At 73.5% G+C, this 14,599-nt stretch carries 17 protein-coding genes; 12 read left to right on the plus strand and 5 right to left on the minus strand.

Going from position 1 to position 14,599, the window contains the following annotated elements:
- Nucleotides 1–85: 85 nt before the first annotated feature.
- From OMK64_RS08700 to OMK64_RS08735, 8 genes are all read left to right on the plus strand, one after another.
- Nucleotides 86–1,708, plus strand: a complete 1,623-nt coding sequence (locus OMK64_RS08700) for a methyl-accepting chemotaxis protein (RefSeq protein WP_272727684.1) — start codon at nucleotides 86–88, stop codon at nucleotides 1,706–1,708.
- Between the two features lie 55 nt (nucleotides 1,709–1,763).
- Nucleotides 1,764–2,183, plus strand: coding sequence for a type 1 periplasmic-binding domain-containing protein (locus OMK64_RS08705; RefSeq protein WP_272727685.1), 420 nt, complete (start codon nucleotides 1,764–1,766; stop codon nucleotides 2,181–2,183).
- Nucleotides 2,180–3,316: a chemotaxis-specific protein-glutamate methyltransferase CheB gene (gene cheB, locus OMK64_RS08710; RefSeq protein ID WP_272727686.1), complete on the plus strand. Its 1,137-nt coding sequence runs from the start codon at nucleotides 2,180–2,182 to the stop codon at nucleotides 3,314–3,316. Before OMK64_RS08705 ends, cheB begins: the two co-directional genes overlap by 4 nt.
- Nucleotides 3,313–4,251 carry a CheR family methyltransferase gene (locus tag OMK64_RS08715; RefSeq protein ID WP_272727687.1) on the plus strand — a complete coding sequence of 313 codons (939 nt, stop codon included), beginning with the start codon at nucleotides 3,313–3,315 and terminating at the stop codon, nucleotides 4,249–4,251. Before cheB ends, OMK64_RS08715 begins: the two co-directional genes overlap by 4 nt.
- Nucleotides 4,248–4,631: a response regulator gene (locus tag OMK64_RS08720; protein ID WP_124342398.1), complete on the plus strand. Its 384-nt coding sequence runs from the start codon at nucleotides 4,248–4,250 to the stop codon at nucleotides 4,629–4,631. The genes OMK64_RS08715 and OMK64_RS08720 overlap by 4 nt, the downstream gene beginning before the upstream one ends.
- The gene (locus tag OMK64_RS08725; protein ID WP_124342397.1) at nucleotides 4,628–5,095 is read left to right on the plus strand and encodes a chemotaxis protein CheX; all 468 of its coding nucleotides are present in this window, start codon (nucleotides 4,628–4,630) and stop codon (nucleotides 5,093–5,095) included. Before OMK64_RS08720 ends, OMK64_RS08725 begins: the two co-directional genes overlap by 4 nt.
- A gap of 76 nt (nucleotides 5,096–5,171) precedes the next feature.
- Nucleotides 5,172–5,534: a response regulator gene (locus OMK64_RS08730; protein ID WP_272727688.1), complete on the plus strand. Its 363-nt coding sequence runs from the start codon at nucleotides 5,172–5,174 to the stop codon at nucleotides 5,532–5,534.
- A complete protein-coding gene (locus tag OMK64_RS08735; protein ID WP_272727689.1) occupies nucleotides 5,531–6,019 on the plus strand; it encodes a hypothetical protein in 489 nt (162 codons plus the stop codon). The genes OMK64_RS08730 and OMK64_RS08735 overlap by 4 nt, the downstream gene beginning before the upstream one ends.
- 6 nt (nucleotides 6,020–6,025) lie before the next feature.
- Here the strand turns inward: OMK64_RS08735 and OMK64_RS08740 are convergent, their stop codons facing one another.
- On the minus strand, nucleotides 6,026–6,283 hold the full coding sequence (locus OMK64_RS08740; RefSeq protein WP_272727690.1) for a DUF2530 domain-containing protein: 258 nt from the start codon (nucleotides 6,281–6,283) through the stop codon (nucleotides 6,026–6,028).
- 9 nt (nucleotides 6,284–6,292) lie between these two features.
- Nucleotides 6,293–6,898 carry an arsenate reductase/protein-tyrosine-phosphatase family protein gene (locus OMK64_RS08745; RefSeq protein WP_272727691.1) on the minus strand — a complete coding sequence of 202 codons (606 nt, stop codon included), beginning with the start codon at nucleotides 6,896–6,898 and terminating at the stop codon, nucleotides 6,293–6,295.
- A gap of 134 nt (nucleotides 6,899–7,032) precedes the next feature.
- On the opposite strand from OMK64_RS08745, the gene OMK64_RS08750 reads away from it, so the two are divergent.
- Nucleotides 7,033–8,532, plus strand: coding sequence for an NCS2 family permease (locus tag OMK64_RS08750; protein WP_272727692.1), 1,500 nt, complete (start codon nucleotides 7,033–7,035; stop codon nucleotides 8,530–8,532).
- A 7-nt stretch (nucleotides 8,533–8,539) separates the two neighbouring features.
- Here OMK64_RS08750 and OMK64_RS08755 read toward each other — a convergent pair whose 3' ends face one another.
- Nucleotides 8,540–9,004: a VanZ family protein gene (locus OMK64_RS08755; protein WP_272727693.1), complete on the minus strand. Its 465-nt coding sequence runs from the start codon at nucleotides 9,002–9,004 to the stop codon at nucleotides 8,540–8,542.
- A 128-nt stretch (nucleotides 9,005–9,132) separates the two neighbouring features.
- Here OMK64_RS08755 and OMK64_RS08760 point away from each other — a divergent pair, with 128 nt between their 5' ends.
- From OMK64_RS08760 to OMK64_RS08770, 3 genes are all read left to right on the plus strand, one after another.
- Complete coding sequence (locus OMK64_RS08760; protein WP_272727694.1) at nucleotides 9,133–9,657, plus strand: SpaA isopeptide-forming pilin-related protein; 525 nt, start codon at nucleotides 9,133–9,135, stop codon at nucleotides 9,655–9,657.
- A gap of 172 nt (nucleotides 9,658–9,829) precedes the next feature.
- A complete protein-coding gene (locus OMK64_RS21085; protein ID WP_272727695.1) occupies nucleotides 9,830–11,689 on the plus strand; it encodes a DUF4012 domain-containing protein in 1,860 nt (619 codons plus the stop codon).
- An 89-nt stretch (nucleotides 11,690–11,778) separates the two neighbouring features.
- Nucleotides 11,779–12,297, plus strand: a complete 519-nt coding sequence (locus OMK64_RS08770; RefSeq protein ID WP_272727696.1) for a peptidase — start codon at nucleotides 11,779–11,781, stop codon at nucleotides 12,295–12,297.
- Nucleotides 12,298–12,364: 67 nt separating this feature from the next.
- On the opposite strand, the gene OMK64_RS20875 is transcribed toward OMK64_RS08770, so the two are convergent.
- Together OMK64_RS20875 and OMK64_RS08780 are read right to left on the minus strand one after the other, a co-directional pair.
- Nucleotides 12,365–12,811 (minus strand): serine O-acetyltransferase, encoded by a 447-nt coding sequence (locus OMK64_RS20875; protein WP_272727697.1) that lies wholly within the window; start codon nucleotides 12,809–12,811, stop codon nucleotides 12,365–12,367.
- A gap of 54 nt (nucleotides 12,812–12,865) precedes the next feature.
- On the minus strand, nucleotides 12,866–14,440 hold the full coding sequence (locus OMK64_RS08780) for a tyrosine-protein kinase domain-containing protein (RefSeq protein ID WP_272727698.1): 1,575 nt from the start codon (nucleotides 14,438–14,440) through the stop codon (nucleotides 12,866–12,868).
- Nucleotides 14,441–14,599: the final 159 nt, after the last annotated feature.

A 14,599-nucleotide genomic window follows, 5' to 3' on the forward strand; every position in this document is an offset into this window, starting at 1 on the left:
GGGATGTCGCCCCGACCTCTCACAGCACCGCCGCTGCGGCCGATCTTGACGGACGACGGCGACGACGCCCTGACAAGGAGCACCGATGAGCAAGACCTCCCGCGACGGCGGCCCGCGCCGGCGCATGAGCCTGGGCAACCTGGGCATCCAGACGAAGATGATGCTGCTGCTCGGCCTCGTGGCGTTCGTCGCCCTCGGCTCGGGCGCCTTCGCCTACGTCGCCCTCCAGCGTGCCGCCCAGGACCTGCGGGACGTCGACGTCATCGCGACCGACGAGGCAGCCCTCGCTCGCGCCGTCGACGACGGCCAGCACACCGCCCGCCTCACGGTCGCGCAGATCGCCGCGGTGAAGAACCCGGTCATCCGCAAGGGGTGGCTCGAGCTCCAGCGGCGCAACGACATGGACATGGGCGAGGCGATCGAGGCGTTCGGCAAGTCCGACGCCGCGCGCGGCAACGCGGCCTGGCCGAAGTTCGTCGACTCCTACCAGAAGTGGGTGCTGCTGCGGGACGACGAGGTCGTGCCGGCCGCGCTGTCCGACGACCCCGACGCGTACTCGGCGGTGCTCGACACGGTGAGCCAGCCGGCGATCGACCAGTTCGTCATGGACTTCGCCGAGGTCGAGAAGTCGATGGCCGCGGACGTCACCGCGACCGCCGAGGCCGCGCAGGACCGCGTCGACATGGCCGGCTACATCCTCGGCATCAGCCTCTTCGCGGGCCTCGCGATCTCGATGTTCCTCGGCTTCAAGACGGCGTCGGGCATCCGCAAGAGCGTCTGGGACATGTGCCGCGCGCTCAACGGCATGGCCGTCGGCGACTTCACGCGGACCGTCCCGGGGACGTCGCGCGACGAGATGGGCCAGATGCGCGACGCGCTCACCCGCGCCCAGGCCGGCGTGCGGGAGACGCTCACCGAGGTCAAGCACACGGCCGACGAGGTCGCTGTCGCCGCGGAGCAGCTCTCCGCGTCGTCGAGCCAGGTCGCCGCCGGGTCCGACGAGACCAGCGCGCAGGCGGGCGTCGTCGCCGCCGCGGCCGCGCAGGTGTCCCGCAACGTGCAGGCCGTCGCCGCCGGTGCGGAGCAGATGGGCGCGTCGATCCGGGAGATCGCGCAGAACGCGACCGAGGCGACCAAGGTGGCGCAGGCGGCCACGGGCGCCGCGGCGAGCGCGAACGACTCGGTGTCGCGCCTCGGCTCGTCGAGCCAGGAGATCGGCAAGGTCGTCAAGCTCATCACGTCGATCGCCGAGCAGACGAACCTGCTCGCGCTCAACGCGACCATCGAGGCCGCGCGCGCCGGGGAGGCCGGCAAGGGCTTCGCGGTCGTCGCGGGCGAGGTCAAGGAGCTCGCGTCGGAGACGGCGAAGGCGACCGAGGACATCGCGCGCCGGGTCGAGGCGATCCAGGCCGACACCACGGGTGCCGTCGCCGCGATCGGCGAGATCGGCGCGATCATCGCGTCGATCAACGACTACCAGCTGACCATCGCGTCGGCCGTCGAGGAGCAGACCGCGACGACCAACGAGATGTCCCGCGGCGTGGCCGAGGCCGCCACCGGTTCCGGCGAGATCGCCGCGAACATCACGGGTGTCGCCACGTCCGCCGCCACGAGCTCGGAGGTGCTCAGCCAGATGGGCGGGTCCGTCACCGAGCTGGCCCGCATGTCCGCCGACCTGCGCGAGCGGGTGTCGATGTTCACCTTCTGACCGAAGGTGCACCACCGCCGGGCCAGGGACGGCCCGCCGGACGAAGGAGACAGGGATGTCGCGACGCAAGGCATGGGCGGCGTCGGTCATGGCGCTCGCCGTGGCGGCTGCGTTCGCCCACCAGACGGGCGGCGGCGAGGTCAGCGGTGACGCGCTCGCGCGGTGGCAGTCGACGCGCCTCGTCGGCGTGACGCTGCCCGCGACCGGCTGGGCCGTCGAGGGCGACGTGCTCGTGCAGCGCCTCGCGCAGCTCGGGTACGGCGTGCGCGTGCACTACGCGCCCGACTCCGCGACGCAGGTCGCGCAGGTCCGCCTGCTCGTCGACGGCGGCGCCGACGCGGTCGTGGCGGTCGCGGTGGCCGAGGGCACGCTCGACGACGTCCTGCAGCAGGCCCGCCTGCGCGGCGTGGTCGTCGTCCCGTACGAGGCCGACGTCGCGACGAGCGTCGCGGCGCAGCTCGGCGGCGCCGCGTGAGTCCGATCCGTGTCCTCGTCGTCGACGACTCGGTCGTCGTGCGGCGGATCGTCAGCGACGTCCTGCGCCAGGACCGGCGCATCGAGGTCGTCGGCATCGCGGCGAACGGGCGGCTCGCGCTCACGAAGGTCGAGCAGCTGCAGCCCGACCTGGTGACGATGGACGTCGAGATGCCGGAGATGAACGGCATCGAGACGGTCGCGGCGCTGCGTGCCCGCGGCGACCGCATGCCGATCATCATGTTCTCCACGCTCACCGAACGCGGTGCGACGGCGACGCTCGACGCGCTCGCCGCGGGCGCGACCGACTACGTCACGAAGCCCACGGGCACCGCGTCCGTGCACGAGGCGCTGGCACGCGTCGCGCACGACCTGATCCCGCGGATCCTCGCGCTCGTCCCGCGCAACGAGGACGTCGTCGACGTGCCCGCGCCGTCCGCGCACGCCGCGCACGCCGCGCCCGTCGTCGAGCACGTCGTCCCGCCGCGACACGCCGCCGAGCCGGTCGCGCGGCCGATGCCGCCGGCGCACCCCGTGCAGCTCGTCGTCGTCGCGTCCTCGACCGGGGGGCCCGACGCGCTCACCCGTGTCCTGCGCGGGCTCACCGTCCCGCCGCCGGTCCCCGTCCTCGTGGTGCAGCACATGCCGCCGGTGTTCACGCGGCAGCTCGCGGCGCGGCTCGACCGCGTCGGGCCCGCGACGGTCGTCGAGGCCGGTGACGACGAGCCGCTCCTGCCGGGGCACGTGTACATCGCGCCCGGCGACCGGCACCTCGGCGTCGACACCCGCACCGGGATGCTGCGCACCGCGCTCGACGACTCGCCGCCGATCAACTTCTGCCGGCCCGCCGCCGACGTCCTGTTCCGCTCCGCGGTGCGCGCCGTGCGCGGCGAGCTGCTCGCCGTGGTGCTCACCGGCATGGGCGTCGACGGGCGGCAGGGCTGCGTCGAGGTCGTCGGCGCCGGCGGCACCGTGCTCGTGCAGGACCAGCCGTCGAGCGTCGTCTGGGGCATGCCCGGAGCCGTCGCCACCGCCGGGCTCGCGCACCGCGTGCTGCCCGTCGACCAGATCCCCGCGGCCGTGGAGGACGTCCTCACCCACGCGACCGCCGAACCCACCGGAGCGCACCGATGAGCCTCGCCCCCGACGCCTTCGCCTACGTCGCGGAGCTGGTGGCACGACGCGCCGGCCTCAACCTCGACAGCGGCAAGGAGTACCTCGTGGAGTCCCGGCTCCAGCCGCTCGCGCAACGCGCGGGGCACACCCGGGTCGACATGTACGTGCGCGAGCTGCGCGGCCTCGAGCGCGAGGCGGACGTGCGTGCGGTCGTCGACGCGCTCACCACGAACGAGACGTCGTTCTTCCGCGACGGGTCGCCCTTCCGGGCGCTCGCCGAGCACGTCGTGCCCGCGCTGCGCGGCCCGGACGGCAGCCTGCCCCGCCTGCGCGTGTGGTCGGCGGCCTGCTCGACCGGGCAGGAGCCGTACTCGATCGCGATGACGCTCGCCGACGCCGTGCCGGACACGGCCGTCGAGATCGTCGCGACCGACATCAACGCGACCGTGCTCGACCGCGCGTCGCAGGGCGTCTACTCGCGGCTCGAGACGAACCGCGGCCTGCCGACCCAGATGCTCGTGCGGCACTTCGAGGCCGACGGCACCGGCTGGCGCGTGCGCGACCACCTCCGCCGCCAGGTGACGTTCCTGCGGCACAACCTGCTCGACCCGCCGCCGTTCGGCGGGGGCTTCGACGTGGTGTTCCTGCGCAACGTCCTCATCTACTTCGACCTGCCCGTCAAGCAGGCCGTGCTCGACCGCGTCCTCGCGGCCATGCGCCCCGGCGGGTTCCTCGTCCTCGGCGCGGCGGAGACGACGATCGGCCTCGACGACGGCTGGGAGCGCGTGCCCGTCGAGCGCGGCGCGGTCTACCGGGCCGCCGCCGTGCCCAGCCTGCTCACGCCCACCCTGCGGTCGTTCGCGCCCGCCCCGATAGCCCCCCTCGGTGTCGTGCCGTCCGCGCGCGTCGCCGCCGTCCCGCTGTCCGACAGCGTCCGAGGAGAGAGCCGATGAGAGCACTCGTGGTCGACGACTCGCGGACGATGCGCCGCATCGTCGCGAACGTCCTGGAAGGGCTCGGGTTCTCGACGACCCAGGCCGCCGACGGCCAGGAGGCCCTCGACGCCCTCCAGCAGGAGGGGGCCGTGGACCTCGTCACCGTCGACTGGAACATGCCCGTCATGGACGGGCTCGAGCTGGTCACGCACGTCCGCAAGAACCGCGAGTGGCGCGGCGTGACGCTCATGATGGTCACGACCGAGGCCGAGCAGTCCCAGATCGTGCGCGCGCTCGCGGCAGGCGCGCACGAGTACCTGATCAAGCCGTTCACCGCCGAGGAGCTGCGGGCCAAGCTCGACCTGCTCGGCCTCGTCCCCGTGGAGGAGACCGCATGAGCACCGACGTCGCGACCGACCAGGTCCTGCTCATCGCCCGTGACGTGTTCGCGTCGATGATCGACGGCGAGGACGGGCACCTGAACGCCTGGGAGGGCGAGACGCCCGCCGTCGAGGAGCCCGTGCACGCGTGGGTCGACCTGTTCGGCGAGCTGAGCGGCCGCGCCGTCCTCACGACCGCGACCGCCACCGCGCACGACCTGGCCCGTGCGCTGCTCGGCCTGCCGGCCGACGAGGAGGTGTCGCACGAGGACCTCGTCGACGCGTTCGGCGAGCTCGCGAACGTCGTCGGCGGCAACATCAAGGCGCTCATGCCCGACGCCGCCAAGCTGGGCCTCCCGGCCGTCGCCGACACCGTCCCGCTGCTCGAGGGCGCGCTGCGCGTCCAGGAGCTCGCGCTGTCGTGGCGCGGCCGCCCGATCGTCGTGGAGCTCTGGGTGCTCCTCACCGGGGGCGGGCAGTGAGCCCCGTCCCCACCGTCCCTGGCACGACCGCCGCGCCGACCGCTCCGCGGCGCGGCACCGAAGGAAGGAACCGATCATGATCCGCGTCCTCGTCGTCGACGACAGCCGCGTCATGCGCCAGATCGTGATCCGCACGCTCCGGCAGGCGGGTTACGACTGGGACGTGCGCGAGGCGTCCGACGGTGCGGAAGCCCTCGCGGCCGTCCGCGCCGACGAGCCCGACGTCGTCCTGTCGGACTGGAACATGCCGAACGTGTCCGGCATCGAGCTGCTCGAGGCGCTGCGCGCCGAGGGCTTCGAGACGCCGTTCGGGTTCGTCACGTCCGAGGGCTCGCCCGAGATGCGGGCCACCGCGGACGCCGCCGGTGCGCTGTTCCTCATCGCCAAGCCGTTCACCGCGGACTCGTTCCGCGAGGTCATCGAGCCGGTGCTGGCATGAGCGCGCAGACCCCGCTGGCCGGTGCCGTCGAGGTCCGCGACCTGCTGGAGAGCCTCGTCGGTCGCGAGGTCGACGTGCTCACGGGCGCGAAGAGCCAGGACCCCGCGAAGGGCGACGGCTGCCTGGTCGGCGTGTACCTCGACGACACGCAGCAGATCGCCGCGCTCGTCCTGCTCGACGTCGCCGCCGCCGCGTACCTCGGCGGTGCGCTCGGGCTGGTCCCGGTGAAGATGGCGCAGCAGGCCGTGAACCACGGCGGTCTGCCCGCCGGCCTGCTCGAGAACGCGAGCGAGATCCTCAACGTGCTGGGCTCTCTGCTGAACGCGGAGGGGGCGCCGCACGTGCGGCTCGACGTCGTGTACGAGCCGGGGCACCCGCTGCCCGCGGACGTCGCGCGGCACGTGCCGGCGTTCATGCGGCGGTGCGACCTCGAGGTGGACGTCGCCGGGTACGGCCGCGGCGGGTTCTCGCTCGTCGTCGTCTGACGCCGGTCAGCGCCCGGTGGTCGGGCCCGTCTGCGGTCGCCGCAGGCGGGCCCACCCGAGCGCGCCCAGACCGATCACGACACCCGTCGCGCACACCACGGTCGGGACCCAGTCGGTGACCCCGGTCCAGCCGAGGACCGCGCAGACCACGAGCCCGACCGTCCACACGCCGGTGCCGACCAGGAGCACGTGCGCGAGGTCGACCTGCACGGGCGGGGGCGGCGTGCGCTCGGGGCGCAGCAGCCGGTCGAGGAGCGACGGCACGGGCGAAGCCTACGACCGGCGCAGGGTGCCGACGATCACGTCCACGGCCTGCGCCATCTGGTCGAACACCCGCGCGTAGACCGCGTCGGACTGCCCGATCGGGTCGACGACGTCGTCCTCGTCGGGCGTCGCGTGCACACGTCCGCGCTGCGCGGGGGCGAGCGTGACGAGCGCCCGCAGCCGGTCGGCGGGCGTCGGGCCGGCCGCGGCGAGCGCCGCCGGGTCCACGAGGGGCGCCAGGCGGGCGAGCTCGCGCAGCGTGTAGGTGCGCCGGACGGCCGCGGGCACGAGCTCGACGACCGCGGACCGGTGGCTGCGGGTCAGCGCGAGCACCACGTCCGCCTCGCGGACCGCGGTCGCGTCGAGCTGCCGGGCGACGAAGCCGTCGGCCACCAGCCCGCGCCCCGCGACCAGCGTCGCCATCTGCGGGCTCATCGCGGACCCGACGACCGCGCGCGTGCCGGCCGACCCGACCTCGATCCCGCCCGTCGCCACGCCGCCCCGGAACGCGCCACCGGCACCCGCGGCGAGCAGCCGCTCGACCGCGGGGGAGCGGCAGATGTTGCCGGTGCAGACGGTGAGGACACGCACGGGCGCGGCGGGGTCGACGGTCACGGCGACCATGATGCCCGGCGGGGGTGCGCTGCCGGGTACCGCCGGGCGGGCGTCGCGCTCGTCACTGTGTGACGTTCATGTTGCGGACGGTGGGAACCATCATGCGGACGCGATCGTTCTCCTACGATCTGCGCATGGCTTCCCCCTCCGCCCCCGTCGCGCAGGACGAGACTCCCGCGCCACCTCGCAACGCGGTCGACCGCTACTTCAAGATCACCGAGCGCGGCTCGACGATCGGCACGGAGATCCGCGGCGGTCTCGTCACCTTCTTCACGATGAGCTACATCATCGTGCTCAACCCGCTCATCATCGGCACCGTCCAGTCGGACGGCGGCAACGGTGCGTTCCTCGGCGGCGGTGACGCCCCGAACCTCGCCGCCGTCGCCGCGACCACCGCGCTGGTCGCGGGCGTCATGTCGATCCTCATGGGCGCGGTGGCGAACTTCCCGCTCGCGCTCGCCGCGGGCCTCGGCCTCAACGCCGTCGTCACCTACTCGATCGCGTTCCTGCCCGGCATGACCTGGCCGGACGCGATGGGCATCGTCGTGCTCGAGGGCCTCATCATCCTCGTGCTCGTCCTCACCGGCTTCCGCGAGGCCGTGTTCAAGGCCGTGCCCGTCGAGCTCAAGACCGCGATCTCCGTCGGCATCGGCCTGTTCATCGCGTTCATCGGCCTCGTCGACTCGGGCTTCGTGCGCATCCCGTCGAGCCTCGCCACGCCCGTCGAGCTCGGCATCGCCGGCTCGCTCGGCTCGTGGCCGCTCCTCGTCTTCTCGGTCGGCCTCATCACCGCGATCGTCCTCATGGTCCGCAAGGTCAAGGGCGCGATCCTCATCGCCATCGCGACCGCGACGGTCCTGTCGATCATCGTCGAGGCCGTCACCAAGGTCGGCCCGTCGACGCCCGACGGCAGCAACCCGGGCGGCTGGAAGCTCAACACCCCCGCGATCCCCGACCAGGTCGTCGCGACCCCCGACTTCTCGCTGCTCGGCCAGTTCTCGCTGTTCGGCTCGTTCGAGCGCATCGGCGCCGTCGCGGTCATCCTGCTCGTCTTCTCGCTGCTCCTCGCCGACTTCTTCGACACGATGGGCACGATGGTCGCGATCGGCGGCGAGGCAGGGCTGCTCGACAAGGACGGCAACCCGCCGCGCACCAAGCAGATCCTCATCGTCGACTCGCTCGCCGCGGCCGCCGGTGGTGCGGGCTCGGTGTCGTCGAACACGTCGTACATCGAGTCGGCCGCGGGTGTCGGTGACGGCGCCCGGACGGGTCTCGCCGCGATCACCACCGGTGTGGCGTTCCTGCTCGCGACGTTCCTCGCGCCGCTCGTCGACGTCATCCCGTTCGAGGCCGCCACCCCGGCGCTCGTCGTCGTCGGCTTCCTCATGGTCATGCAGATCAGCGGCATCGACTGGAAGAACTTCGAGGTCGCCATCCCCGCGTTCCTCACGATCGTCCTCATGCCGTTCGCCTACTCGATCACCGTCGGCATGGGTGCGGGCGTCATCGCGTTCGTCGTCATCAAGCTCGCGCTCGGCAAGGCGCGCCTCGTGCACCCGCTCATGTGGGGCGCGGCCGTGCTGTTCGTCGTCTACTTCCTGCTCGGCCCGATCAAGGACGTCCTCGGCGTCTGAACTCGCGTCAGCCGGCCGTGCGGGCCGGGTCCTCCTCCGGGAGGGCCTGGCCCGTCCGCTTCTGCGCGACGCGACGGGCGACGAGCAGCGCCGCGACCCCGAGCGCCGTGCCCAGGGTGTTCATGACGACGTCCTGCACGGTCGGGACGCGCGACGGGAGGAACGCGAGCTGGGCGGTCTCGATGGCCGCCGACGTGGCCGCGCCGAGCGCGACGGCCCACCACGGGTGCCGCAGCAGGACGCCGACGAGCAACCCGAACGGCACGAACAGCGCGACGTTCGCGACCGCCTCCGTCCCCGCGTACGTCACCGGGAGACCACGGTCCTGCAGCCACGCGAGGACCGCCCGCACCAGCCCGAACGTCGCGTCGGGCGCCGGCTCGGGCCACAGCGTCAGCCGGGCGACCCCCGCGAGGTACACGACCAGCACCGCCACGAGCACGCGGCGACGCGCGGCGGGGGAGGACGGCATCCCGTCACGGTAGCCGTGACCGCGGGCGGCGTACCGCTTTCCAGATGCCTGGGGCAGTTGTACCGTCGGACGCGGGTGCCGTGTCCGTGCACGGTGCTGACGGCCTGGGGGAAGCCGAGGGGGCTCACATGAACGTTCGACGCCAGATCGCCGCCGTGCTCGTCGCAGGCGGACTGCTCCTGTCAGCCGGGAGCGCAGCGACCGCCGCGACGACCGACGACGGCTACCGCGCGCCGAGCGTCGTCGCGACGGTGTCCGACCCGACGCCTGCGCCCGGGCAGTCGTTCACGTTCACCGTCCGGTACACGCCGAGCACGCCCGTGGCGCTGACCATCACGGCGCCTGCGTCGATCCCGGACAGCGCGATCACGATCGCCGGCACGAAGTCGCTCACGAAGACGACCGACGCCTCCGGGGTCGCGACGTTCACCGTGACGCTCTCGCAGGCCGGGACCTACACGCTGACGGCCACCAACGCGGCCACCGGCGCGGTCATCGCGACCGAGGTGCTCGCCGTGACGGCGACCGGGACGGGCGGGACGCTGAGCTCCACCGGAGCCGACGCGCTGCCGTACGTGCTCGGCGGCGTCACGCTGCTGGTCGTCGGCGCGGGCGCGCTCCTGCTCGCCCGGCACCGCAGCGCCATCCGCTGACCGGGACGCTGATCGGGGCAGCCGTGCGCGCCACGGCTGCCCCGACCCGTGCCCACGTCGCGCGCTCGCGCCGACCCGCGGGACGCACAGGCGGCACGGTTACCATCGAGCGCGCCGGCGGGTGGACGTCCGCGCGGCACCACGGTGACCCGAGCCGAGCGGAAGGACCTGCGTGACACATCCGGACTGGGGCGACGCCTGGTCCACGCAGGTCGTGCCGGAGCAGACGCCGCCGCCCGAACCGCGCTGGCGCCGCAGGATCGTGCTCGACCGGCGCGCCGTCCTCGGCGCCGTGGCCGGGGTCGCGCTCCTCGCGCTCGTGGCCGTCGGCTGGCTCGTCGCCGACGTCCTCGCCGCCCGCTCGGCGCTGCTGGACGCCCGCGGCGAGGTCGTGACGCTGCAGGAGCAGGCGACCGCGGGCGACGTCGACGCCGCGCGCGCCACCGTCGCCCGGCTCCAGGAGGACGCCGCGACCGCCCACGCCCGCACGCGCGGCCCGGCGTGGTCGCTCGCGGGTGCGCTGCCCTGGGTCGGCGACCAGACCGGCGCCGTCCAGGTCGTGGCGGACGTCGTGGACAACCTCGCGCAGCACGGGCTGCCGCCGCTCGTCGACGCCGTCGCGCTCGTCGACCCCGCCGCGCTCGCGCCCGTCGACGGCCGCGTGGACCTCGACGCGCTCCGCAAGGCCGCACCGCAGGTCGTCGGCGCCGACACGGCCGTCCAGGCCGCCGTGGAGCAGCTCGACGCGCTCGACACCTCGCGGCTCGTCGGCCAGCTCGCCGGGCCCGTCGAGGAGCTGCGGACCCAGGTCGACGAGGTCGCGCTGACGACCGCGACGGCCGCGCGCGCCGCGACGCTCCTGCCCGCGATGCTCGGGTCCGCCGAGCCGCGCACGTACCTCGTGCTCGTCCAGAACAACGCCGAGCCCCGCGCGACCGGTGGGATCCCCGGGACCGTGCTCGTGCTGCGCGCGCAGGACGGGCGCATCGACGTCGTCGACCAGCGGCGCGGCGGTGACCTGTCCGGCCTGGCCGAGCCCGCGCTGCCGCTCAGCGACACCGAGGAGGCGCTGTTCAGCCCGCTCGTCGGGACCGACATGCGCGACGTCACCTTCACGCCGGACTTCCCGCGGTCCGCCGCGCTCGCCCGCGCGATCTGGCAGCAGGAGGTCGGCGACGAGGTCGACGGCGTGCTGTCCGTGGACCCCGGCGCGCTCGCGCTCGTCCTCGGGGCGACCGGTCCCGTCGCGCTCGAGGACGGCACCGCGCTCAGCCAGGAGAACGCCGTCGCGGAGCTGCTCAACGGCGTCTACCTGCGGCTCGAGGAGCCCGCCGACCAGGACGCCTACTTCGCGTCGACCGCTGCGACGGTGTTCGGCGCCGTCGCGGGCGGCCAGGGCGACGCCGGCGCGGTCGTCGACGCGCTCGCGCAGGCCGCGCGCGAGGGACGGCTCATGCTGTGGTCCGCGCACGCCGACGAGCAGGAGCTGCTCGCGCCGACGGTCCTCGCGGGTGCGCTCCGCGGCCGTGACGGCGACCAGTCGCCCCTCGTGGGCGTCTACCTGAACGACGGCACGCAGGCGAAGATGGGCTACTACCTCGACCTGGACGTGACGGGGGAGGTCGCGGAGTGCCGGCCTGACGGGTCGCAGGTGGTCGACCTGACCGTGACCCTCACGTCGACCGCCCCGGCCGACGCCGCGACGCTGCCCGAGTACGTCGTCGGGCCCGACCGCGTGGTCCCGCCCGGTGAGGTCGCCACCAACGTCCTCGTGTATGCGCCGTCCGGGGGATTCGTCGAGACGGTGCGGGTGAATTCCGAGGAGTCGGGGGTCCTGGCACAGGTTCACGACCAGCTGGGGGTCGTCGCCCGGACATTCACGCTCGCACCCGGACAATCCGGCACGCTCGAGCTCGAGATCGTGACCGGAAAGTCGTCCACGGGCGACGTCGTGGTGCGTTCCACACCCTTGGCCAGCGGTGCCGGACCGACGATCGTTGCTTCCGGTTGCTCCAGCGAATCGGTACGGTGACGCCGACCCATTTCCAGGGTCATCGGCGGGGAAACGTCCGAAAAGGTCATTCCGTGCCATTTTCGTCCGTCCCATGCTGGGGGAGCACCATGAAGACCCGTCGCGCGCTCGTCATCGCCGCAGCCGCCGCCGCCCTCGTCCTCGCGCCGTCCGCCGCGTTCGGCTACGGCGCCGAGAACTACCAGGACAAGGGCACGGTCTCCGACTCGACGCCCGCCGTCGGCGAGACCTTCAAGGTCACCGTCAAGGGCCCGGCGAAGGCCAACGTCACCCTGACCATCACGACCCCGGGCTCGGTCCCGGCGGACGCCGTCACGATCGCCGGCACGAAGTCGCTCACCAAGCTGACCGACGCCTCCGGTGTCGCCGTCTTCTCGGTCACGCTCGCGCAGCCCGGGACGTTCTCGCTCGTCGTCACCGACGCCGCCTCCGGCGCCGTCCTGTCGACGCAGGCCGTCACCGTCGCCGGTGCCGCCGCCGGGACGCCCGCGGCCCTGAGCTCGACCGGCTCCGACGCGCTGCCGATCGCGGCCGGTGCGGGCGCCCTGCTCGCCGTCGGCGCCGGTGCGATCGTCATCGCCCGCCGTCGCTCCGAGGTGCGTGCCTGACACGCGCCCCACGCACGACGAAGGCCCCCGCCGGGATCCGGCGGGGGCCTTCGTGTCGTGCGGCCCGCTACGACGTCGGGCCGGTGGGTCGCGTCGGTCGTGCCGGGTTGCCCACCCAGATCTCGCCCGGCGGGACCGAGCGGAGGACGACGGCGTTCGCGCCGATGACCGCGCCGCGGCCGATGGTCGTCGTCGAACCCGAACGGAAGAGCACCACGGCGCCGGCGCCGATGACGACGTCGTCCTCGACGACCACGCGGCCGCCGTCTGCCCGCGCGCCCGTCAGGTGCGTGTCGGACCGCCCGATGGTGACGCCCTGGTAGATTTTGACGTTCGAGCCGATGACGGTGTCCTCGTGGACGACCAGTCCGACGGCGCCGTGCGGCAGCGCCAGACCGGGCCCGACGCGGACGCTCGCGGGGAAGTCCACGCCCAGGACGTGGAGCGCGGCGTTGACGACGCGTCCGATCCCGGGCTTCCGCCGGAGGTGCACCAGCTTCTCGACGGCTTCCACGCGCTCGATCCTAGGGACGAAGGACGGTCGTCGCCCCGCGACCGCCTGGGGGCCTCAGGGCCGGGAACCCCCGCGCTGGTGCTGCGGCTGGGGCTGCGGCGTCGCGCCTCCCCGCAGTCGGGACTCGCTGAGCGCGTCGCCCGGCCAGATCGACCCGGTGCTCGTCGACACCGGGACGGCGCCCGTCGTCGTCGCGGGCGTCGGGGCCGTCGCCGGGGCCGACGGCGTCGAGCGGGCCTTGCGGCGGCGGCGGCCGTCGCGTCCACGCCCGTCGACCGCGGGCGTGGGCGAGTAGTCGTAGTACGTGTACTGCTCGCCGGCCTTGCGGCGCTGCCGGTTGAGGACGATGCCGAGCACGCGCGCGCCCACCGTCTCGAGCGACGACAGCGACTCCGCGAGCTGGTTGCGGTGCAGCTTGTCCGAGCCGGCGACGAGCAGCGCGCCGCCCGTGAGCTTCGCCAGGATCGCGGCGTCCGTGACCGGCAGCAGGGGAGCGGTGTCGAGGAGCACGACGTCGTACTGGGACGTCAGCGTCGTGAGCAGCTGCGCCATCGCCTGGGAGCCGAGCAGCTCACTGGGGTTCGGCGGGACCTGGCCCGCGGGCAGGACGTGCAGGTTGCCGTTGCCCCACGGCTGGATGACGTCCGTGACGTCCGCGCGGCCGATGAGCGCCGTCGTGAGACCCACACCGCCCTCGAGGCCCATGTAGCGGGCCACCGCCGGACGGCGCAGGTCGGCGTCGACGAGGATCACGCGCGTGCCTGCGTCCGCGAGCGTGATCGCGACGTTGATCGACGTCGTCGACTTGCCCTCGCCCGGCAGGGACGACGTGATGACGATCGACCGCGGCCGGTCCGCCACGTCCAGGAACTGCAGGTTCGTGCGGACCCGGCGGAAGGCCTCCGCGCGGTGGCTGTGCGGGCTCGACTGCACGATCAGCGGGTGCTTGGGGGCGTCCTCGTCGAACGGGATGGTGCCGATCACCGAGGTGTTCGTGACGCGCGCGATGTCGTCCTCCGTGCGCACGCGCGTGTCGAGCACCTCGCGCAGCACCGCGATCCCGACGCCGAGCGCGAGGCCGACCAGAAGACCGAGGGCGACGTTGAGCTTGAGGTTCGGCGACGACGGGTCCGTCGGGGCGGTCGCCTCCCGCACGACCGACACCTTGACCGCCGACGGACCGCCGTCGGCGGGCGTCTCGAGCTCGCCGATGACGTCCTTGAACTGGCCCGCGATCGCGTCGGCCATCGCCGCGGCGACCGCCGGGTTCTCGTCCGTCACCGTCACGTTGATGAGCGACGTGTTGAGCGGCGAGTCCGCCTGCACCCGGCCCGCGAGCGACTCCGCCCGCACGTCCAGGCCCATGTCGTCGATGATCGGGCCCAGCACGCTCGGGCTGTTCACGAGCTGCGCGTACGACGTCACCTGCTGCCGCGTGAAGTTCGCGCCCTGCAGCAGGTCCGACGTCGACGCACCGCCCTGCACGGAGACGTAGAGCTGCGTCGTCGCCTGGTACATCGGCGTCATCGCCAGCGACGCCGCGACCGCGCCCAGCGTGCACAGGGCCGTGATCGCCACGATCGAGACCCACCGCTTGCGCAGCACGCGCAGATAGTCCTGGAGCTCCAACGAAATGCCTCCCCTTTGGTGCGCGGGGCGGACCCGCGGCGCGCAATTCTCTCACGGACGCGCATTCACCGACCGCCATCGCGGCCGTGCGCCCCGACCGGCGTGCACCCCTCGTCGTCGCCCGTGACGCCCGCGCGTGCGTGCGGGTGGAATCCCGGG

Source organism: Cellulomonas fimi, assembly GCF_028527925.1.
GTDB lineage: Bacteria > Actinomycetota > Actinomycetes > Actinomycetales > Cellulomonadaceae > Cellulomonas > Cellulomonas fimi_C.